General features: G+C 74.8%; 15 protein-coding genes and 1 pseudogene. 9 read left to right on the forward strand and 7 right to left on the reverse strand.

What is annotated here, in order from left to right; all coding sequences use genetic code 11:
* The first annotated feature begins 26 nt into the window (after window positions 1-26).
* From ACFWJO_RS25445 to ACFWJO_RS25455, 3 genes are read left to right on the forward strand one after another with little or no spacing between them, the layout of a single operon-like run.
* A complete protein-coding gene (locus ACFWJO_RS25445) occupies window positions 27-791 on the forward strand; it encodes a LamB/YcsF family protein (protein WP_386868638.1) in 765 nt (254 codons plus the stop codon).
* Window positions 788-1,414 carry an allophanate hydrolase subunit 1 gene (locus tag ACFWJO_RS25450; protein WP_386868639.1) on the forward strand — a complete coding sequence of 209 codons (627 nt, stop codon included), beginning with the start codon at window positions 788-790 and terminating at the stop codon, window positions 1,412-1,414. The genes ACFWJO_RS25445 and ACFWJO_RS25450 overlap by 4 nt, the downstream gene beginning before the upstream one ends.
* Complete coding sequence (locus tag ACFWJO_RS25455) at window positions 1,411-2,274, forward strand: biotin-dependent carboxyltransferase family protein (RefSeq protein WP_386868641.1); 864 nt, start codon at window positions 1,411-1,413, stop codon at window positions 2,272-2,274. The genes ACFWJO_RS25450 and ACFWJO_RS25455 overlap by 4 nt, the downstream gene beginning before the upstream one ends.
* Window positions 2,275-2,283: 9 nt before the next feature.
* Here ACFWJO_RS25455 and ACFWJO_RS25460 read toward each other — a convergent pair whose 3' ends face one another.
* The 6 genes from ACFWJO_RS25460 to ACFWJO_RS25485 all read right to left on the reverse strand — a co-directional run bounded on the left by ACFWJO_RS25460 (window position 2,284) and on the right by ACFWJO_RS25485 (window position 11,443).
* Window positions 2,284-5,877 carry a hydantoinase B/oxoprolinase family protein gene (locus ACFWJO_RS25460; RefSeq protein ID WP_386868643.1) on the reverse strand — a complete coding sequence of 1,198 codons (3,594 nt, stop codon included), beginning with the start codon at window positions 5,875-5,877 and terminating at the stop codon, window positions 2,284-2,286.
* Entirely contained in the window at window positions 5,874-6,836 is a 963-nt protein-coding gene (locus ACFWJO_RS25465) for an SGNH/GDSL hydrolase family protein (protein WP_386868645.1), read from the reverse strand. The genes ACFWJO_RS25460 and ACFWJO_RS25465 overlap by 4 nt, the downstream gene beginning before the upstream one ends.
* Window positions 6,833-8,086 (reverse strand): glycosyltransferase, encoded by a 1,254-nt coding sequence (locus ACFWJO_RS25470; protein ID WP_386868647.1) that lies wholly within the window; start codon window positions 8,084-8,086, stop codon window positions 6,833-6,835. Before ACFWJO_RS25470 ends, ACFWJO_RS25465 begins: the two co-directional genes overlap by 4 nt.
* The gene (locus tag ACFWJO_RS25475; protein WP_386868649.1) at window positions 8,083-9,210 is read right to left on the reverse strand and encodes a glycosyltransferase family 4 protein; all 1,128 of its coding nucleotides are present in this window, start codon (window positions 9,208-9,210) and stop codon (window positions 8,083-8,085) included. The genes ACFWJO_RS25470 and ACFWJO_RS25475 overlap by 4 nt, the downstream gene beginning before the upstream one ends.
* Before the next feature lie 159 nt (window positions 9,211-9,369).
* The gene (locus tag ACFWJO_RS25480; protein ID WP_386868651.1) at window positions 9,370-10,791 is read right to left on the reverse strand and encodes a HEAT repeat domain-containing protein; all 1,422 of its coding nucleotides are present in this window, start codon (window positions 10,789-10,791) and stop codon (window positions 9,370-9,372) included.
* Between the two features lie 253 nt (window positions 10,792-11,044).
* Complete coding sequence (locus tag ACFWJO_RS25485) at window positions 11,045-11,443, reverse strand: ankyrin repeat domain-containing protein (protein WP_386868653.1); 399 nt, start codon at window positions 11,441-11,443, stop codon at window positions 11,045-11,047.
* Window positions 11,444-11,740: 297 nt separating this feature from the next.
* Here ACFWJO_RS25485 and ACFWJO_RS25490 point away from each other — a divergent pair, with 297 nt between their 5' ends.
* Entirely contained in the window at window positions 11,741-11,935 is a 195-nt protein-coding gene (locus ACFWJO_RS25490) for a hypothetical protein (protein ID WP_386868655.1), read from the forward strand.
* 37 nt (window positions 11,936-11,972) lie between these two features.
* On the forward strand, window positions 11,973-13,622 hold the full coding sequence (locus tag ACFWJO_RS25495; RefSeq protein ID WP_386868657.1) for a hypothetical protein: 1,650 nt from the start codon (window positions 11,973-11,975) through the stop codon (window positions 13,620-13,622).
* A gap of 105 nt (window positions 13,623-13,727) precedes the next feature.
* Here ACFWJO_RS25495 and ACFWJO_RS25500 read toward each other — a convergent pair.
* Window positions 13,728-15,224, reverse strand: a pseudogene (locus ACFWJO_RS25500) (PLP-dependent aminotransferase family protein); the annotation flags it as partial.
* Window positions 15,225-15,350: 126 nt separating this feature from the next.
* Between ACFWJO_RS25500 and ACFWJO_RS25505 the strand changes: the two are divergent.
* From ACFWJO_RS25505 to ACFWJO_RS25520, 4 genes are all read left to right on the forward strand, one after another.
* Entirely contained in the window at window positions 15,351-16,019 is a 669-nt protein-coding gene (locus tag ACFWJO_RS25505; protein ID WP_386868659.1) for a YitT family protein, read from the forward strand.
* Entirely contained in the window at window positions 16,016-16,780 is a 765-nt protein-coding gene (locus tag ACFWJO_RS25510; protein WP_386868661.1) for a glycerophosphodiester phosphodiesterase, read from the forward strand. The genes ACFWJO_RS25505 and ACFWJO_RS25510 overlap by 4 nt, the downstream gene beginning before the upstream one ends.
* An 85-nt stretch (window positions 16,781-16,865) precedes the next feature.
* Complete coding sequence (locus ACFWJO_RS25515) at window positions 16,866-18,239, forward strand: MFS transporter (protein WP_386868663.1); 1,374 nt, start codon at window positions 16,866-16,868, stop codon at window positions 18,237-18,239.
* 255 nt (window positions 18,240-18,494) lie between these two features.
* Window positions 18,495-18,869, forward strand: a complete 375-nt coding sequence (locus ACFWJO_RS25520) for an RNA polymerase-binding protein RbpA (RefSeq protein WP_015032218.1) — start codon at window positions 18,495-18,497, stop codon at window positions 18,867-18,869.
* The last annotated feature ends 115 nt before the right edge of the window (window positions 18,870-18,984 follow it).

The following is an 18,984-nucleotide window of genomic DNA, read 5'->3' on the forward strand; positions in this document are numbered from 1 at the left end:
GTGCGGGAAGAGAAAGGAAACACCCCATGACCCGGGTCTCGATCGACCTCAACGCCGACCTCGGCGAGGGCTTCGGACGCTGGACGCTCACCGACGACGAGCGGCTGCTGTCCGTGGTCACCAGCGCCAACGTGGCCTGCGGCTTCCACGCGGGGGACGCCGCCACGATGCGGCGCGTGTGCGCGCTCGCGGCGGAGCGCGGGGTACGCATCGGGGCCCAGGTCTCCTACCGCGACCTGGCGGGCTTCGGGCGCCGCGCCATGGACGTGCCGGCGGACGAGCTGGCCGCGGAGGTCGCGTACCAGATCGGCGCCCTGGAGGTGTTCGCCCGCGCTGCCGGTGCGGCCGTGGCGTACGTCAAACCGCACGGCGCGCTCTACAACCGGGTCGTGCACGACGAGGAGCAGGCGGCGGCGGTCGTGGCCGGGGTGCTGCTCGCCTCGGCCGGTCTTCCGGTGCTCGGGCTGCCCGGCTCGCGGCTGCACGAGGCCGCGGAGAAGGCCGGACTGCCCGTCGTCGGCGAGGCGTTCGGCGACCGGGCCTACCGGGCCGACGGCACCCTGCTGCCACGGGGGCAGGAGGGTGCCGTCCTACACGAACCGGCCGAGGTGGTGGAGCGGTCGGTGTCCATGGCCCGGTTCGGGGTGGTGACCGCGCACTGCGGACGGTCCGTGCCGGTACGGGCCCGTTCGCTGTGCCTGCACGGCGACACGCCCGGCGCCGTGGACCTCGCCCGCCGGGTGCGCTCCGGCCTGGAGTCCGCCGGAATCCGGGTGGAGGCCTTCGCATGAGGGCCCGCAAGGTGTTCCGGGTCGGCGAGCGCGGGCTGCTCGTCGAGCTGGTGAGCGGGGAGGCGACCGAGGCCTTCCACGCCGAGCTGCTGCGCCGCCGGGAGGCGGGCGCGCTGCCCGCCGTGCGGGAGATCGTGCCGGCGGCGCGGACCGTGCTGCTCGAAGGGGTGGCCGCCCCCGACCGGCTGGCGGCCGAGCTGCGCTCCTGGGACGTTCCCCCGCTCCACGCGCGCGTGGCGGCGGTCGTGGAACTGCCGGTGCGCTACGACGGGCCCGATCTGGCCGAGGTCGCCGCCCTGTGGGACGTGTCGGTGGAGGCGGCCGTGCGGATCCACTCGGCGACCGAGTTCCGGGTGGCCTTCTGCGGGTTCGCCCCGGGGTTCGGCTATCTCACCGGTCTCGGCCCGCGGTACGAGGTCCCGCGCCGTGCCACCCCGCGCACCGCCGTGCCGGCCGGCTCGGTCGCCCTGGCGGGCCCGTACACCGGGGTGTACCCGCGGTCCTCGCCGGGCGGCTGGCAGCTGATCGGCAGCACGGACGCCGTGCTCTGGGACACGGCCCGCGAGCCCGCGGCCCTGCTCTCGCCCGGCACCCGGGTGCGGTTCACGGCGGCGGGCCGATGACCGATCGTGCCTTCGCCGTGGTGCGGGCCGGGGCGCTGACCACCGTCCAGGACCTGGGGCGGACGGGCCACGCCCATCTGGGCGTGCCCCGCTCCGGGGCGCTCGACCCGGGCGCGGCCCGGCTCGTCAACCGGCTGCTCGGCAACGACGAGGGTGCCGCCGTCCTGGAGACCACCCTCACCGGCTGCGCGGTGCGGCCGCGCTGCGCGGTGACGGTGGCGGTGGGCGGCGCTCCGTGCCCGGTACGGGTGGACGGCCGGCCCGCCGCCTGGGGCACGGCGGTGCGGGTCGGCGCCGGACAGCTCCTGGAGGTGGGCGCGGCCGTGCGCGGGCTGCGCTCGTACGTGGGCTTCGGCGGCGGCGTCGCCGTCGACCCGGTGCTCGGCAGCCGCTCCACCGACCTGCTGTCCGGGCTCGGTCCGGCGCCGCTGGCGGACGGGGCCGTGCTGCCGTTGGGGGCGGAAACGGCCGTACGGGGGTCGGTCGACGCTCCGCCGTGGCCGGGCCCGCCGGGCGAACTCGTCCTGCGGGTCCGGCTCGGTCCTCGCGACGGCTGGTTCACGCCCGGCGCCCGGGAATCCCTCGCCACGCGCGCGTGGCGGGTGTCGCCGGCGAGCAACCGCATCGGGCTGCGCACGGAGGGACCCGCCCTGGAGCGGGCCGTGGAGGGCGAACTGCCCAGCGAGGGCATGCCCTTGGGCGCGGTTCAGGTGCCGCCGGACGGCCGCCCGGTGGTCTTCCTCGCCGACCATCCGACGACCGGTGGCTATCCGGTCGTCGCCGTCGTCCGCGAGCCGGATCTGGCGGCGGCGGCGCAGGCGGTGCCGGGGACGCCGGTGCGCTTCGTGCCGTACCGCTGACAACCGTGTTCACAGGGGCGGCGGACCGTAGCCTCCGCCGCCCGGGGTGCGGACGACGAGGACGTCGCCCGGGCCGACGTCCGTGGTGTCCACGCCCGCGAGGTGGTCGACGGTGCCGTCGGCGCGTTCGACCAGGTTGGCGCCGAGCGCGCCCGGCTCGCCGCCCGCCATGCCGTACGGCGGGACGCGGCGGTGGCCGGTGAGCAGGGTCACCGTCATGGGTTCGAGGAAGCGGATGCGGCGTTCGACGCCCGCGCCGCCGTGCCAGCGGCCGCGGCCGCCGCCGTTCTCGCGGACGGTGAAGGCGTCGATCCGGACCGGGTGGCGCCACTCCAGGATCTCGGGGTCGGTGAGCCGGGAGTTGGTCATGTGGGTCTGCACGGCGTCGGCGCCGTCGAAGCCCTCGCCGGCGCCGGAGCCGCTGGCGACGGTCTCGTAGTACTGCACGCGGTCGTTGCCGAAGGTGAGGTTGTTCATCGTGCCGGAGCCCTCCGCCTGGACGCCGAGGGCCGCGTAGAGGGCGCCGGTGACGGCCTGGGAGGTCTCCACGTTGCCGGCGACGGTCGCGGCGGGGTGGACGGGGGCGAGCATCGAGCCGGGCGGGACGCGTACGTCGAGGGGTTCCAGGCAGCCGCTGTTGAGCGGGATGTCGTCGTCGACGAGGGTGCGGAACACGTACAGGACGGCGGCCATGACCACGGACGTGGGGGCGTTGGTGTTGCCGGGGCGCTCCGCCGAGGTGCCGGTGAAGTCGATGACGGCGGAGCGCCGTTCGCGGTCGACGGTGACGGTCACCTGGATGACGGAGCCGTCGTCGGTCTCGTAGCGGCAGGAGCCGTCGCGGAGGCCGGCGACGATGCGGCGGACGGACTCCTCGGCGTTGGCGCGCACGTGCCGCATGTAGGCGTGGACGACGTCGAGGCCGAACTGGTCGACGGTCTTGCGGAGTTCCTCGATGCCCTTCTCGTTGGCGGCGATCTGGGCGCGCAGGTCGGCGAGGTTGGTGTCGGGGTCGCGCGAGGGGTGGGGGGCGCCGGTGAGGAGGGCGCGGGTCTCGGCCTCGCGCAGCCGTCCGTCGCGGACGAGCAGCCAGTTGTCGAAGAGGACGCCTTCCTCGTCGACGGTGCGGCTGAAGGCGGGCATGGAGCCGGGCGTGATGCCGCCGATCTCGGCGTGGTGGCCGCGCGAGGCGACGAGGAACAGCAGCCGGTCGCCGGCGTCGTCGAAGACCGGGGTGACGACGGTGACGTCGGGCAGATGGGTGCCGCCGTGGTAGGGGTCGTTGATGGCGTACACGTCGCCGGGGCGCAGCTCGCCCTCGTTGCGGCGCAGCACCTCCTTGATGGACTCGCCCATGGAGCCGAGGTGGACCGGGATGTGGGGGGCGTTGGCGATGAGGTTGCCCTCGGGGTCGAAGAGGGCGCAGGAGAAGTCGAGCCGCTCCTTGATGTTGACGGAGCGGGCGGTGTTCTCCAGGCGCACGCCCATCTGCTCGGCGATCGCCATGAAGAGGTTGTTGAAGACCTCCAGGAGGACGGGGTCGACGTCGGTGCCGGCGGCCGTGCGCGCGGGGCGGGGCGTGACGCGCCGCAGCAGGAGGTGGCCGGTGTCCGTGGCGGTGGCCCGCCAGCCGGGTTCGACGACGGTGGTGGCGTCGGCCTCGGCGAGGATCGCGGGGCCGGTGACGGCGTCACCGGGACGCAGGTCCTCGCGGCGGTGCAGCGGTGTCGGGGCGGGCGCTCCTGCGCTGTACGCCGTCACCGTGGCCCGGGGCGTGAGGTCGCCCGTCCGCGTGCCCTGCGGGACGGCGACGGGCCCGTGCGGTCCCGCGGTGCCGACGGCCTCCACGGAGACGGCCTCGACGACGAGCGGGGCGTCCGTGGTGAAGCCGTAGCGCTTCTGGTGAAGGGCTGTGAACGCGGTTTTCATCTCTTCCGGTTCGGCGAGCGGTACCGCGAGGCTCGCGTCGGTGCCCGCGTAACGCAGCAGCACGCGCGCGTGGGTGGTGATCGCGTCGTCGGGCAGTCCGTCGGCGCGCAGTTCCTCGCGGGTGCGGCCGGCGAGTTCGCCGCACAGGCGGGTGACGCTCTCGGCGCTGTCCTCGGCGTCGAGTTCCGCCTCGACGGACCGCTCCCGCATGGCGGTGGCGTCGGCGAGCCCGATCCCGTACGCGCAGAGGACTCCGGCGAGCGGCGGTACGAGGACGGTGTCGACGCCCAGCGCGTCGGCGACGGCGCAGGCGTGCTGGCCGCCGGCGCCGCCGAAGCAGGTGAGGGCGTAGCGGGTGATGTCGTGGCCGCGCTGCACGGAGATCTTCTTGACGGCGTTCGCCATGCCGAGGACGGCGATCTTCAGGAATCCCGCCGCGACCTGCTCGGGCGTGCGGCCGCCGCCGATCTCGGCGGCGAGGGCGGTGAAGCGCTTCCGGACGACGTCGGCGTCGAGCGGCTGGTCCCCGTGCTCGCCGAACACGGCCGGGAAGTGGGCGGCCTGGATCCGGCCGAGCATCACGTTGGCGTCGGTCACCGTGAGCGGGCCGCCGCGGCGGTAGCAGGCGGGGCCGGGAACGGCGCCGGCGGAGTCGGGGCCGACGCGGTAGCGCTGGCCGTCGTAACGGAGCACGGAGCCGCCGCCGGCGGCGACCGTGTGGATGCTCATCATCGGGGCGCGCATCCGCACGCCGGCGACCTGGGTGCCGAGCTCGCGCTCGAACTCGCCCGCGTAGTGCGAGACGTCGGTGGAGGTGCCGCCCATGTCGAAGCCGATGACCCGGTCGTGCCCGGCCTCGCGCGAGGTGCGGGCCGCCCCGACGACGCCGCCCGCCGGGCCCGACAGGACGGCGTCCTTGCCGCGGAAGTGCGCGGCCTCGCGCAGCCCGCCGTTGGACTGCATGAACATCAGCCGGATCCCGGCGAGTTCGCGGGCGACCTCGTCGACGTACCGGCGCAGGATCGGCGAGAGGTAGGCGTCGACGACGGTGGTGTCCCCGCGCGGGACGAGCCTGATCAGCGGACTGACCTCGTGGGAGCAGCTGACCTGGGTGAAGCCGGCGGCGCGGGCGAGCCCGGCGACCCGGAGCTCGTGGTCGGGCCGGCGGTAGCCGTGGAGCAGGACGACGGCGGCGGAGCGCAGGCCGTCGCGGTGGGCGGCGGCCAGGGCGGTGACTACGGCGTCCTCGTCGAGCGGGGTGACGACCTCGCCGTGGGCGTCGACCCGCTCGGGAACCTCGGCCACGCGCGCGTACACCGCCTCGGGCAGCACGATGTGGCGGTCGAAGATGCGGGGGCGGTTCTGGTACGCGATGCGCAGGGCGTCGCGGAAGCCGGTGGTGACGAGCAGGAGGGTGGGCTCGCCGCGCCGCTCCAGGAGGGCGTTGGTGGCGACGGTGGTGCCCATCTTGACCACGGCGACCCGCTCGGCGGGGACCGGCTCGCCGGGTCCGAGGCCGAGGAGCAGCCGGATGCCGGCGACGGCGGCGTCGTGGGGGCGGGCCGGGTCGTGCGAGAGCAGCTTGCGGGTGACGAGCCGCCCGTCGGGGCGCCGGCCCACGACGTCCGTGAAGGTGCCGCCGCGGTCGATCCAGAACTCCCAGCGTCCGGTCATGCCCTCATTGTGGCCGCGAGGGCGCGGGAGAGGGCGGCTTCGGCGCGGGCGTCGAGCAGGGCGCGGGAGCCTGTGGCGTCGTGCCGGATCTCGGTGGCGGCGAGCAGCAGCAGCTGCGGCAGCAGGTCTCCGCAGCGGCGTACGACCCAGGCGGTGCCGGCGGTCGCGAGCCAGAGCAGCGCGTCGGCGCGGGTGGGCGGCGGCTCCTCCGGTTCGGTGGAGGGCGCCGTTCCGCGGGCGAGGCCCCGTTCCGCGAGGAGCCGGTGGAAGGCGGCGGCGACGGCGCGGTGGCCGCGCTCGCCGGGGTGCAGCCGGTCCGCGCTCCACAGCGAGCGGTCCTCGGTCCACGCGGGCGCGTCGAGGTGCAGGTGTACGGCGTCGTGCCGCTCGGACAGCGCGTGCACCACGGCGTTGACGGCCCGCTGCCGCCGGGCCAGCGGCCGGGCCAGCGGGGCGGGCAGCCCGAGCATCCGGCCGGGGTCGGGCAGGCAGGCGGTGAGCAGGACGGCGCCGCTCGCGGCGAGTTCGGCGCACACCCGGTCGAGCCGGCGGGCGAGCAGCCCGATGTCGAAGGTGCGGCGCAGCGTGTCGTTGACGCCGACGACCACGGACGCGAGCTGCGGCCGCAGCGCCAGCGCCCGGGCCAGCTGCGTCTCGGCCACGTCCCGGCTCTGCGCCCCGCTGACCGCGAGGTTGGTGAACGCGACCTCCTCCCGCCCGCCCGAAACCCCCTCGGCCAGCAGCGCCGCCCACCCCCGCCAACCGTCCCCGACCCGGTCACCGACCCCCTCGCTGAGGGAGTCCCCGAGCACGACGAAGCGGGTGACGGCGGGAGCGTGTGCGGATGCCGCCGCGGCACCGGTACCGGCCCGGCCGGGCCGGTCGGTGCCGGGCGCCCCAGGCCGGGCCGGCCCCCCGGCCGGCGCCCGGCCGGTCGACGCCTCCGCCTCGGTCGTCATCGGACGAGCTCCTGTCGCGGGGTGCCGGGGAAGGGGGCCGGTGGTGCGTCGTGGGCGGCCAGGAAGGCGGCGGTGGCGCGGGGCCAGGAGAAGAGTTCGGCGCGGGCGCGGGCGGTGGCGCGGCGGAGGGGCTCCGGGCGGGCGAGCACCGTGCGGACGGCGCGGGCGAGGGCGGCCGGGTCGTCGGGGGCGCAGGCACCGGCGTCCGCGACGACCTCGGGCAGCGCGGAGGACGCGCTGCAGACGACCGGTGTGCCGCAGGCGAGGGCTTCGAGGGCCGCGAGGCCGAACGTCTCGGCCGGACCCGGCGCCAGGCACACGTCGGCCGCGGCCTGGAGGTCGGCCAGGGCCTCGCGGTCGGCGACGTGGCCGAGGAACCGCACCGGCAGCCGCAGCTCCCGCGCGCGGCGCTCCATGGTGCCCCGCAGCGGCCCGTCCCCGGCCACCACCAGGGCCGCCCGCACGCCCTGGGCGCGCAGCACGCCCAGGACGTCGAGCGCGACGAGCGGGCGCTTCTCGACCGAGAGGCGCGAGCACAGCGCGAGCAGCACCCGTTCGCCGCCCGCGTACCGGTCCCGCGGCGCCGTGCCGCGCCGCTCCGGCCGGCAGCGGTCCAGGTCCACCCCGAGCGGGGCGCGGACGACGTTCCGCGCCCCGATCCGCACGAACTCCCGCTCCGCCCACTCCGTCGTGCACACGATCCGCGAATAGGCCCAGGCGGTACGGCGGTTGAGCCGGTCCGCCGCCCGTGCGGCGAGCGCGGGCGGGACGCCCCAGGTGCGGAGCACCCCGTCGGCGGTCTCGTGCGAGACCATCACGGACGGCACCCGGGCGCGGCGCGCCCACTCCCCCGTCCAGCGCAGGGTGGTCCGGTCGGAGACCTCCAGGCGGTCGGGCGCGAGTTCCTCCAGGAGCCGGCGCAGGCCGCGCCGGTCGGCGAGGACGCGGTAGCCGCCGGTGCGGGGGATCTCCGGCCCGGGCAGGGTGATCACCCGGCCCTGCTCGGTCTCGGTGTCGCCGGCCGTGTCGCCCGGTACGACGAGGACGGGTTCGTGGCCCGCGGCCCGGTAGCCGCGGCCGAGCTGGTCGAGGGCGGTGCGCAGCCCTCCGGAGGTCGGGGTGACGAAGTTGGCGAGCCGGACGATCCGCAGCGGGCCGCCTGCCGGGGGCCGTGCCGTACCTCCCGCCGTTCCGGGCGTGCCGGCCCGGCCCGCCGCCCGGGCTCTCCCCGGCGCGCCGGCGCCGTTCACGCCGCCACCGCCGTCCGCTCGCGCAGCACCTCCCGGTAGTGGCCGATCAGCTCGTCGCCGATCGCCTCCCAGGTGCGGCGTCCGACCGCGGCCCGGCCGGCCGCGCCGTACACCGCGCGGAGCTCCGGCGCGGCGGCGAGCGCGGCCACCGCCGTCCGCAGCTCGTCGGGATCGCACGGCGGCACGAGCAGTCCCGTACGGCGGTGGGCGACCAGGTCGAGGGGGCCGCCCACGGCGGGGGCGACGACGGGCACGCCGCTGGCCATGGCCTCCTGGACGGTCTGGCAGAAGGTCTCGTACGGCCCGGTGTGCGCGAACACGTCGAGCGAGGCGAAGATCCGCGCCAGTTCGTCGCCGGTGCGCCGGCCGAGGAAGACGGCCCCGGGCAGGGCGGCCCGCAGGCCGGGCTCGCTGGGGCCGTCGCCGACCACCACGACCCGGACGCCGCGCAGCCCGCAGACCCCGCCGAGCAGGTCGACGCGCTTCTCGGGCGCGAGCCGCCCCACGTAACCGACGAGGACCTCCCCGCCGGGAGCCAGTCTTCGGCGCAGCGCCTCGTCGCGCAGCCCGGGCCGGAACCGTGCGGTGTCGACCCCGCGTCCCCAGAGCCGTACCCGCCCGATGCCGTGCGCCTCCAGGTCGCTGACGGCGGCGGTGGAGGGGGCGAGGGTGCGGTCGGCGGCGCGGTGCACGGCGCGCAGGCGGCGCCAGGCGGCGGACTCGCCGGCGCCCATGTAGGTGCGGGCGTATCCGGCGAGGTCGGTCTGGTAGACGGCGACGGCCGGCAGGCCGAGGCGGGTGGCGGCGGTCATGCCGCGTACGCCCAGGACGAAGGGGCTGGCGAGGTGGACGAGGTCGGCCCGGTGGGCGGCGATGGCGGCGGCGACGCGGCGGCTGGGGAGGGCGACGCGGACCTGGGGATAGCCGGGCAGCGGGAGGGAGGGGACGCGGATCACGGGGCACGGCGCGTCGGCGTCCGTTCCCGGGGCGGATGCGGGGGCCGCGGGGGCGACGACGAGGGGGTCGTGGCCGCGGCGGACGAGGTGGCGGGCGGTCTGCAGGGCCGTGTGGGCCACACCGTTGACGTCGGGCGGGAAGGACTCGGTGACGATGACGACACGCATACCCGTGTTGTCGTCGGACCCGGCGTGTACCCGTCAAAGTGGATCTGGACGCCCGGGAAACGTCCCATGAGCGTTTTCCCCGGGCACGCGGCGGCCCGGGACGTACGCGAGGTGCCGGGGGTGGCCGTCGCGGGCCACCCCCGTGCCGCTGTGGAGCGGTCAGACCTGGAGGTCGAGGTCCGGCCCTATCCGGTTGCGCACCGCGTCCTGGACCTCCGCCTCCTCGGCGGGATCGGCGGCCAGCCTGCGCAGGCGTTCGGCGACGCGCACGTCGCCCGTCTCGGCATGGAGCGCGGCGACCTCGCGGGTGGTCTCCTCGCAGTCCCACAGGCACTCGACGGCGAAGCCGGTGGCGAAGCCGGAGTCGGTGGCGGCGAGGGCACGGGCGGTGCGGCCGCGGAGGTGGGAGGAGGCGGTCTCGCGGTAGACGTGGCGCAGCACGGGTGCCGCGCAGACGATGCCGAGGCGTCCGGCGCCGTCCACGAGGGAGTAGAGGGCGGGGGCGTCCGGGCCCTGGGAGCGCACCGTCTCGCGGAGGGCGCCGAGGACGAGGGGGGAGTCCTCGGAGCCGCCGCGGCAGGCGAGCATCCCGGCGGCTGCGGCGCCGAGCTCGTCGGGTCGGTGGATCCAGCCGCGGGCGCGGTCGACGGCGGCTTCGCCGCTCATCCGCCGGTACGCGGCGACGGCGGCCTCGGCGACGACGCGGGAGCCGTCGCCCACGGCGCGTTCGACGAGGTCGAGGACGGCGGGGTCCCCTGCCTCGGCGAGGTAGTGCAGGGCGGCGCAGCGGGCGCCGTCCGGGCCGCTGCGCGCGGCCGTGAGGATCGTCTCGCGGTCCTCGGGTCCGGCGACGGCGACCAGGCAGCGGGCGGCGGGCCCGTGCAGTTCGGCGCCGCGCTCGTGACCCTCCTGGGCCCAGTCGAGGACGGCCTGGACGCTCCAGCCGGGCCGGGGCCCGGTGGGGCGGAGCTGGCGCTGCCAGCGGTCGAAGGATCCCTGTTCGCGGGCGGCCCGGATGCGGGCGCCGACGGACTCGCGGGGATCGTCGGCCCACAGCCGCCAGGGCCGTGGCTCGAAGGCGTCGCGGACGGTGGCGGCGAGCGCGGCCTCTCCCTCGGGCGTGGCCGGGAAGCGGGCGAGCACGGGCTCGGCGAGGGCGCGCAGGCCGGCGTCGTCGTCGCGCAGCGCGAGCTCGTCGAGGGCCCAGGCCCAGTTGCTGCCGCCGGCGGCGTAGCGCCGCAGGAGCAGCAGGGCGTCGTGGCGTCCGTAGGAGGCGAGGTGACCGAGGACGGCGAGCGCGAGCCCGGTCCTGGACTCCTCGTCGTCGAGGTGGTCCTCGGCTCCGAAGAGGTGCGCCTCGATCTCCTCGAGGCCTCCGTGGAGGTCCAGGTACAGCCGCGCGTAGTAGAGGGAGCGGTTCTCGACCCGCCAGTCGTGGCGGGGGTCGTCGAGCACGCAATGGTTGAGGGCCGCGAGGGCCTCGGCGCGTGGCGCGGCGAGCGCGTGGAGGGTGCCGTCGCCGCGGCCCCTCTGCAGCAGACCGAGCAAGGTGCCGCTCGGCGCTATGACTGGATCGAACATGGAAGACGCCTCACATCAAGCTGTCGACACGACCGGGGGGAATCCGGGATGAACCGGGTCAGGCTGTTTGCCTAGGCCGTGCGGCAACATGTCGGGCCGCCCGTCGTCCTGCGCTTGCCAGTGACCATCTTCCTCTGCCTCTCGTCGGTGGCCCCCTGCGGGCCCGACGTCATGATGACCCACCCATTTCGCCACCGCGACCACATTTACGGCGCCGTCTCACCTGGGGTTCAGCCGTCGTTCACCTGGGATGTCAGCGAACTCCGAAGAGCTCCAGGAGTTCCGTCTTCCCAAACATCCGCGCGGTATCCACGGCGGACGGAGTTCCCGCTTCCGGATTCGCGCCGCCGGAGAGGAGGGCACGGACCACCGCGTCCTCGCCCTTGAAGACGGCGCCGGCGAGCGGGGTCTGTCCGCGGTCGTTGGCGGCGTCGGCGTCGGCGCCGCGGGTGAGCAGCGCGGTCACGGCCTCGGCGTGGCCGTGGTACGCGGCGAGCATGACGAGCGAGTCACCCTTCTCGTTCGTGAGGTTCGCCGGGACGCCCGCGTCGAGGTAGGCGGCCAGGGTCACCGCGTCGCCGGCGCGGGCCAGGTCGAAGACCTTGGAGGCCAGCTCGACGACCTCGGGGTCCGGGGTGTCGTTCTCGCTCATCGTTCACAACCCTTCGTGCTCGGCCCGCACGGCAGGCGCGGCCGTACGAGTGAATCGACAGGGTACTGCCCGCCGGACGACATGAGGGGGCTCCTCCGCGGCAAGGATCAACCGCGCCCGCCCCCTGGCCGGTGCACTACCGCACCCGGTGCGTTTCGCCACCCGGAGAGACACCCGCGTCCGCCGGTCAAGTGAAATCGCCCGCCATTCACCCATATGCACCTTTAATCACATAGATACTTGCTGTGAACCTGGAAGGACTCAAGGTGACTGTCCCCTCAACCAGGAGAACACCTCATGATCCTGTCCTTCTCAGTGGTCGTCCTTCTCGGCATCGTCTGCTTCTTGTTCTTCAAGAAGGACGGACTCAAGGTCTCGCACGCGCTCGTCTGCGCGCTCTTCGGCTTCTACCTGGCGGGCACGGCGATCGCGCCCAGCATCACCGCGGGCGGTCAGAGCCTCGCCAGCCTCTTGGGCGGGATCAAGTTCTGACGTCCCTCATCCCCTTCCACCACCTCAGGAGTACGACGTGGCCCGGCGACCACTTCCCCGCATTCTGAGCAGCGGCAGCGCACAGATCGCTCGCAGCCGAGAGATCGCGCGCACGGCCGCCGACAGCGCCACCGACGTGCTCCACCCGCTGATCACCATCTCGCGTGGTCTGCGGAAGCTGGCCGCGACCGCGCGCGCCAAGTGGGCCGCGACCCCCAAGGAGCGGCGCGGTCCTACGCTGTTCCTGGTCGCGGCCTGCGTCCTGGTCGTCGCCCTCGTGCCGTACGGCCCGCTCCTCGCGCTCGTCGCGCTGATGGGGGCGGCCGCCTGGCAGGGGCGTGAGCGCCCGGTCGTCAAGACCGGGCCCGACGACGCGGAGATCGCCCGGCTGAAGGGCCTCTACGAGGCACTGGTGCCGTACCTCTCGCTGCCCGACGACCCCGACCCGCTCTTCGCCCACGGCGGCGACTGGAGCGCGGCCTTCGGGGACCACGCCTTCGACGAGGACGGCCGGCTCACCCGGCTGCGGATCTCCTACCCTCCCTACTTCACCGACGGCGAGCCGGCCGCCCGGGCCCGGATCGAGCAGCTGCTGCACGCCAAGTCGGGCCGGGGCCGCGAGTACCACTTCGACTGGGACGAGGAGGGCAACCGGCTCACCATGCGGGTGCTGCCCGCGCTGCCCACGACCATCGCCGCCCAGCGCTTCGTCACCGTGCCCGGCGAGACCGTGCTCGGCTTCACCGACGCGGACGCCGTGCAGCGCACCGTGCCGGTCCGCGCGGCGGACGGGACCGAGGACGCCCCGGCCGTGGTGTGGCGCACCGGCCCCCGCTCCACCGAGCCGCACCTGCTGGCCGTCGGCCAGCCGGGCAGCGGCACGAGCTCCCTGCTGCGGTCGGTCGCCCTGCAGGCGCTGCCGCACGGCGACGTGCTGATCGTCGAGGGCGGCGGCACCGGCGAGTACGCGTGCCTGGTCGGCCGGGACGGGGTGCTCGCCGTCGAGTGCGGGCTCTCGGGCGCCCTGGCCAGCCTGGAGTGGGCGGCGCACGAGACCGAGCGGCGGCTGATCGCCGCGAACCGCGCCCGCCAGTCGGGCCGTCCCGCGCCCGAGGACACCCGCCGTCCGCTGTGGATCCTGCTCGACCGGCCGAGCGTGCTCGGCCACCTGGCCGCCGCCGACGGCCGCCCCGACCCTCAGGACCTGCTCCAGGTGCCGCTGCGGCACGGCCGGGCCGCGTCCGTGACGGTCGTGGTCGCGGAGCAGTTCGACAGCCTGGACGCGCTCGGCGAGACGGTACGGAGCCACACCCGGGCCCGGGTCGTGCTCGGGCCCGCCGCGCCCGACCAGATCGCGGCGGTGCTGGGCACCGGACCGCACACCACGCCGGTGCCCGACGTCCCGCCCGGCCGCGGCTACGCCCGCCTCGGCACCGGCCCGGTGCTGCGCCTCCAGGTCCCGGCCACGCCGGACCCGTACGACGACGCGACCAGTGAGGCGCACCGCCGCGCCGTTCTGGAGCTGCTGCCGGAGCGCCGTACGGCGACGATCACCGCGATCGAGCCGGCGCCCGGCCCGGCCCCGGCGTCCGGCCCCGTACCGGACCTGGACGCGGACACGGCCCCGACGCCCCGCAAGGACCCCGGCCCGGCCCCGGTCCCCTCGCCGGTCCCGGCGGAGGGCTGAGCGCCCGGGAGCCTCGTACGCCCCGGGACACCTCGGAGACGCGGAAGGGCGGCCGTACCCGTGCGGGTGTGGCCGCCCCTCCCTCTTCTTCCCGTTCCCTCTCTCCGCCCCAAACAACCAGGGAGCCCCCCTGCCCCCCCCCGCGCCCGGCTCCCCCCAACGGGCCGCGGCGGCGAGCCGGGACGCGGCCTCCTCGGCCACCGGGCCGCCGACGGTGAAGGGCAGCCGGACGTAGCCCTCGAAGGCGCCGTCCACGCCGAAGCGCGGGCCGGAGGGGACCCGGACGCCGACGCGCTCGCCGACCTCGGCGAGCCGCGAGCCGGAGAGCCCGCCGGTGCGGACCCAGAGGGTGAGGCCGCCGCGCGGCACGTCGAACTCCCAGTCGGGCAGCTCCCTGCGGACGGCGGTCACCAGCGCGTCGCGGTTCTCGCGGGCCTGGCTGCGGCGCAGTCCGACGGCCTCCTCCCAGCCGCCGGTCCGCATGAGCCAGTTGACGCCCAGCTGCTCGAGGACGGGCGTGCCGAGGTCGGCGTAGGCGCGGGCGGCGACCAGGGAGCGGATGACGTCGGGCGCGGCGCGCACCCAGCCGATCCGCATGCCCGCCCAGAACGCCTTGCTCGCCGAGCCGACGGTGAGGACGGTGGCGCCGGCCGGGTCGAAGGCGCAGACCCGGCGGGGCATGTCCAGGTCCTCGTCGAGGAACAGCTCGGTCATCGTCTCGTCGACGACGAGGACGGTGCCGGCCGAGCGGGCCGCCTCGACGAGCTGGCGCCGCTGGTCCTCGCTGGCGAGCGCCCCGGTGGGGTTGTGGAAGTCGGCGACGACGTACGCGAGGCGGGGCGCCGCGTCGCGCAGCACCTGGCGCCAGCGGGGCAGGTCCCAGCCGCCGAGCCCCTCGGCCATGGCGACCGGCACGAGCCGCGCGCCGGCCTCGCGCATCAGCTGGAGGATGTTGGCGTACGAGGGCGACTCGACGGCGATCCGCTCGCCGCGGCCCGCGAAGAGATGGCAGATCGCGTCGATGGCGCCCATCGCGCCGGTGGTGACCATGATCTGCTCGGGCATGGTGGGGATGCCGCGCTCGGTGTAGCGGTCGGCCAGCATCTGCCGCAGCGCGGGCAGTCCGGCCGGGTAGTCGCCGTGGGTGTGGGCGTACGGCGGAAGCTCCTCCAGTGCGCCCTGGATGGAGCGGGTGAGCCAGGGCTCGGGCGCGGGCAGGGCCGCGCAGCCCAGGTCGATCATGGAGCCGAGCGACTCGGGCGGCAGCGGTTCCAGGCCGCGCGCGGGCAGCGGGTTGCCCGCCGGGACGGCGGTCCAGCTGCCGGCCCCGCGCCGGGACTCCAGGAAGCCCTCGGCGCGCAGCGCCTCGTAGGCGGCGGCGACGGTGGTGCGGCTGACGGTGAGGGCGACCGCCAGTTCGCGCTCGGCGGGCAGCCGGGCGGCGACCGGGACGCGCCCCTCCAGGACGAGCAGCCGGATGCCGTCGGCCAGGGCGCGGTAGGCGGGCGGCTTGCGGGCGCCGGGCGCGGCGGGCCGGGGCTGCTGGGCCTGGAGCTGCCGGGCGAGCTGGGCAGGCCCCACGGCCGAAGTCCACTGGGCCATGGAAATCAGTCCACCTTCCGCGAATTGGCCATGGTTGGCCTCTTGTCCCCCGCCACAGAGTGTCATGAGTCAGTCCACATTCACCACCCAGGCCCCGTTCGGGCCGTCACACAGGGGGGCAGTCCTTTGTCCATCGCCTCCGGTCTCCGCGGCCGGCACCTGACCCGCCGGCTCGTCCAGCTCTACGCCGGGCTGGCGCTGTACGGGTTCAGCTCGATCCTGCTGCTCCGCAGCGGCCTCGGCCTGGAGCCGTGGAACGTCCTCCACCAGGGTCTCGCCGAGCGGACCGGACTGAGCATCGGCGTGGTGACGACCGTGCTCGGGGCGCTGATCCTGCTCGTGTGGATCCCCATCCGGCAGCGACCCGGCCTGGGCACCGTCTCCAACGTCCTGGTGATCGGTGCGGCGATGGACGTCTCGCTGGCCCTGCTCCCCGAGGTCCACGGCCTGCCGGCCCGGATCGCCGCGATGGCGGCGGGCATCGTCCTGAACGGGATCGCGACCGGCCTCTACATCGCGGCCCGCTTCGGCCCCGGCCCGCGCGACGGCCTGATGACCGGTCTGCACCGGCTGACCGGCCGCTCGATCCGGCTGGTGCGCACGGCGATCGAGGTGCTGGTCGTCACGACCGGCTTCCTGCTCGGCGGCTCGGTCGGCGTCGGCACGGTGCTGTACGCGCTGGCGATCGGCCCGCTCGCCCAGTTCTTCCTGCGCCTCTTCGCCGTCCCCGAGCCGGACCGGGTCAGCACCGTCGTTGCCTCGGGGACACCGGAGCAGGCGATACTGCGGCGGTGACTCGCGTACGCCACCCCTACCTCGACCACCCGGCGCCCATCCCCTTCGCCCACCGCGGCGGCACGGCGGACGGCCTGGAGAACACGGCGGCCGCCTTCCGGCGGGCCGCCGCGGCCGGTTTCCGGTACTTCGAGACCGACGTCCACACCACCGCGGACGGCCGGCTCGTCGCCTTCCACGACGCGACCCTGGACCGGGTCACCGACACCGGCGGCCGGATCCGGGACCTGCCGTGGGCGGCGGTCCAGGAGGCCCGGGTGGCCGGCAAGGAGCCGCTGCCGCTCTTCCAGGAGCTCCTGGAGGAGTTCCCGGAGGCCCGCTGGAACGTGGACCTGAAGACCGAGTCGGCGCTCGTGCCGCTGATCGACCTGATCCGGAAGACCCGCTCGTGGGACCGGGTCTGTGTGAGTTCCTTCACCGAGGCGCGCATCGCCCGGGCGCAGAAGCTCGCCGGCCCGCGGCTCGCGACCTCGTACGGCGTGACGGGCGTGCTGGGGCTGCGGCTGCGCTCGCTGGGCATCCCGGCGGCGCTGCGCGCGGGCGCGGTGGCCGCACAGGTCCCCGAGCGGCAGGCCGGCATCCCCGTGGTGGACCGGCGCTTCGTGCGGGAGGCGCACGCGCGCGGTCTCCAGGTCCACGTGTGGACGGTGAACGAGCCGGACCGGATGCACGCCCTCCTGGACCTTGGCGTGGATGGCATCATGACCGATCATCTGGAGACGCTGCGCTCCGTCCTGACCGACCGGGGTACGTGGGTCTAGGGACCCCAGGGCCCTGACCGGACGGTCAGGGCCGGACGGACCCGAGCGCGCGGGACCACCACGGGGACGAACGAGGGGCGCGGCCTTGACCGATGTCGACACCACCGGGCAGCCGGACGGCCAAGCCGCCGATCCTGCCGAGCGGCGGCGCGAGCAGCGCGGCTGGTACTTCTACGACTTCGCGTGCTCGGTCTACTCCACGAGCGTCGTGACCGTGTTCCTGGGGCCGTACCTGACCTCCGTGGCCAAGGCCGCGGCGGACGCCGAAGGGTTCGTCCACCCGCTGGGCGTGCCGGTGCGGGCCGGCTCCCTCTTCGCCTACGCCGTGTCGGCCTCGATCGTCGTCGCGGTGCTCGCGATGCCGCTGGTGGGCGCGGTGGCGGACCGTACGGGCCGGAAGAAGCCGCTGCTCGCGGCGGCGGCCTACACGGGCGCGGCGGCGACGACGGGCATGTTCTTCCTGGCCGGCGAGCGCTATCTGCTCGGAACGTTCCTGCTGATCGTGGCGAACGCCTCGCTGTCGGTCTCGATGGTGCTGTACAACGCGTACCTGCCGCAGATCGCGGAGCCGGACGAGCGGGACACGGTCTCCTCGCGCGGCTGGGCCTTCGGCTACACCTCCGGCGCGCTGGTCCTGGTGCTCAACCTGGTCCTGTACTCGGGGCACGACTCCTTCGGCCTGTCGGAGGGGATGGCCGTGCGGATCTGTCTGGCCTCGGCCGGTCTGTGGTGGGGCGCCTTCACGCTGGTGCCGCTGCGCAGGCTGCGGGACCGGCGGATCGCGCGTTCCGGCGGCGCGGCCGGCGAGGGCGCGGTGGGCAGTGGCTGGAAGCAGCTGCGGGCCACGCTGCGGGACATGCGCCGCCATCCCCTGACGCTGTCGTTCCTGCTGGCGTACCTGATCTACAACGACGGCGTGCAGACGGTGATCTCGCAGGCCTCGGTGTACGGCTCCGAGGAACTCGGCCTCGACCAGACGACGCTGATCACCGCGGTCCTCCTCGTCCAGGTGCTGGCGGTGGCGGGCGCGCTGGGGATGGGCCGGATGGCGCGTACGTACGGGGCGAAGCGGACGATCCTGGCCTCGCTGGCGCTGTGGACGGCCATCCTGGCGGCCGGCTACTTCCTGCCGGCCGGCGCGCCGGTCTTCTTCTTCTGCCTGGCCGCGGCGATCGGTCTGGTCCTGGGCGGCAGCCAGGCGCTGTCGCGGTCCCTGTTCTCGCATCTGGTGCCGCGCGGCAAGGAGGCGGAGTACTTCTCGGCGTACGAGATGAGCGACCGGGGACTGAGCTGGCTGGGTCCTTTGGTGTTCGGTCTCGCGTATCAGCTGACCGGAAGCTACCGGGATGCCATCATCTCCTTGGTGATCTTCTTCGGGATCGGCTTCCTGCTCCTGGCGAGGGTGCCGGTCCGGGCCGCGGTGGCCGCCGCGGGCAACCCCGTACCCGACCGGATTTAGACGCGGGAGTGAAAGGGCGGTAGTGTACGCGTTTGGCCTGCCAGGCGGACCGTTACTGCGTGCTGACTTGGTGAAGACGTTAGGTGACATCTGCTGCCAGATGTGACAAAACGGGCACTGGTGGGTACAAAAAGGGGCGGCACGACGGGCGACGCATGACCCGGAACGGGAATCTTTACCGCCGACCGGACGTTGACCGGATGACGACGACAGCGACACCTGTCCTGTGGGCGACAAGCCCGGGAGGCACGATTCATGAGTGAGCGAGCTCTTCGCGGCACGCGCCTCGTGGTGACCAGCTACGAGACCGACCGCGGCATCGATCTGGCCCCGCGCCAGGCCGTGGAGTACGCATGCGAGAAGGGCCATCGTTTTGAGATGCCCTTCTCCGTGGAAGCGGAAATTCCGCCGGAGTGGGAGTGCAAGGTCTGCGGAATCCAGGCACTCCTGGTGGACGGGGACGGCCCCGAGGAGAAGAAGGGCAAGCCGGCGCGTACGCACTGGGACATGCTCATGGAGCGGCGTACCCGCGAGGAGCTGGAGGAGGTGCTGGCCGAGCGGCTGGCGGTCCTTCGGTCCGGCGCCATGAACATCGCCGTGCATCCGCGCGACAGCCGCAAGTCCGCCTGACGGACGGCCGCACGGCCTGACAGAGCAACGCCGCGGGGCCCGGTACACCTTTCGTGTACCCGGTCCCCCCGCGGTTTCTTTCTTCTTCCCGGTGTTCGTGGTCTGAACCGGGGGC

Source organism: Streptomyces sp. NPDC127092, from assembly GCF_042722475.1.
GTDB lineage: Bacteria > Actinomycetota > Actinomycetes > Streptomycetales > Streptomycetaceae > Streptomyces.

Excerpts from the sequence above, each read along its gene's own strand:
- ACFWJO_RS25475 (WP_386868649.1), bottom strand. The coding sequence starts at position 9,210 with ATGCGTGTCGTCATCGTCACCGAGTCCTTCCCGCCCGACGTCAACGGT.
- ACFWJO_RS25450 (WP_386868639.1), top strand. The coding sequence starts at position 788 with ATGAGGGCCCGCAAGGTGTTCCGGGTCGGCGAGCGCGGGCTGCTCGTC.
- ACFWJO_RS25480 (WP_386868651.1), bottom strand. The coding sequence starts at position 10,791 with ATGTTCGATCCAGTCATAGCGCCGAGCGGCACCTTGCTCGGTCTGCTG.
- ACFWJO_RS25460 (WP_386868643.1), bottom strand. The coding sequence starts at position 5,877 with ATGACCGGACGCTGGGAGTTCTGGATCGACCGCGGCGGCACCTTCACG.
- ACFWJO_RS25455 (WP_386868641.1), top strand. The coding sequence starts at position 1,411 with ATGACCGATCGTGCCTTCGCCGTGGTGCGGGCCGGGGCGCTGACCACC.
- ACFWJO_RS25520 (WP_015032218.1), top strand. The coding sequence starts at position 18,495 with ATGAGTGAGCGAGCTCTTCGCGGCACGCGCCTCGTGGTGACCAGCTAC.
- ACFWJO_RS25490 (WP_386868655.1), top strand. The coding sequence starts at position 11,741 with ATGATCCTGTCCTTCTCAGTGGTCGTCCTTCTCGGCATCGTCTGCTTC.
- ACFWJO_RS25465 (WP_386868645.1), bottom strand. The coding sequence starts at position 6,836 with ATGACGACCGAGGCGGAGGCGTCGACCGGCCGGGCGCCGGCCGGGGGG.
- ACFWJO_RS25485 (WP_386868653.1), bottom strand. The coding sequence starts at position 11,443 with ATGAGCGAGAACGACACCCCGGACCCCGAGGTCGTCGAGCTGGCCTCC.
- ACFWJO_RS25445 (WP_386868638.1), top strand. The coding sequence starts at position 27 with ATGACCCGGGTCTCGATCGACCTCAACGCCGACCTCGGCGAGGGCTTC.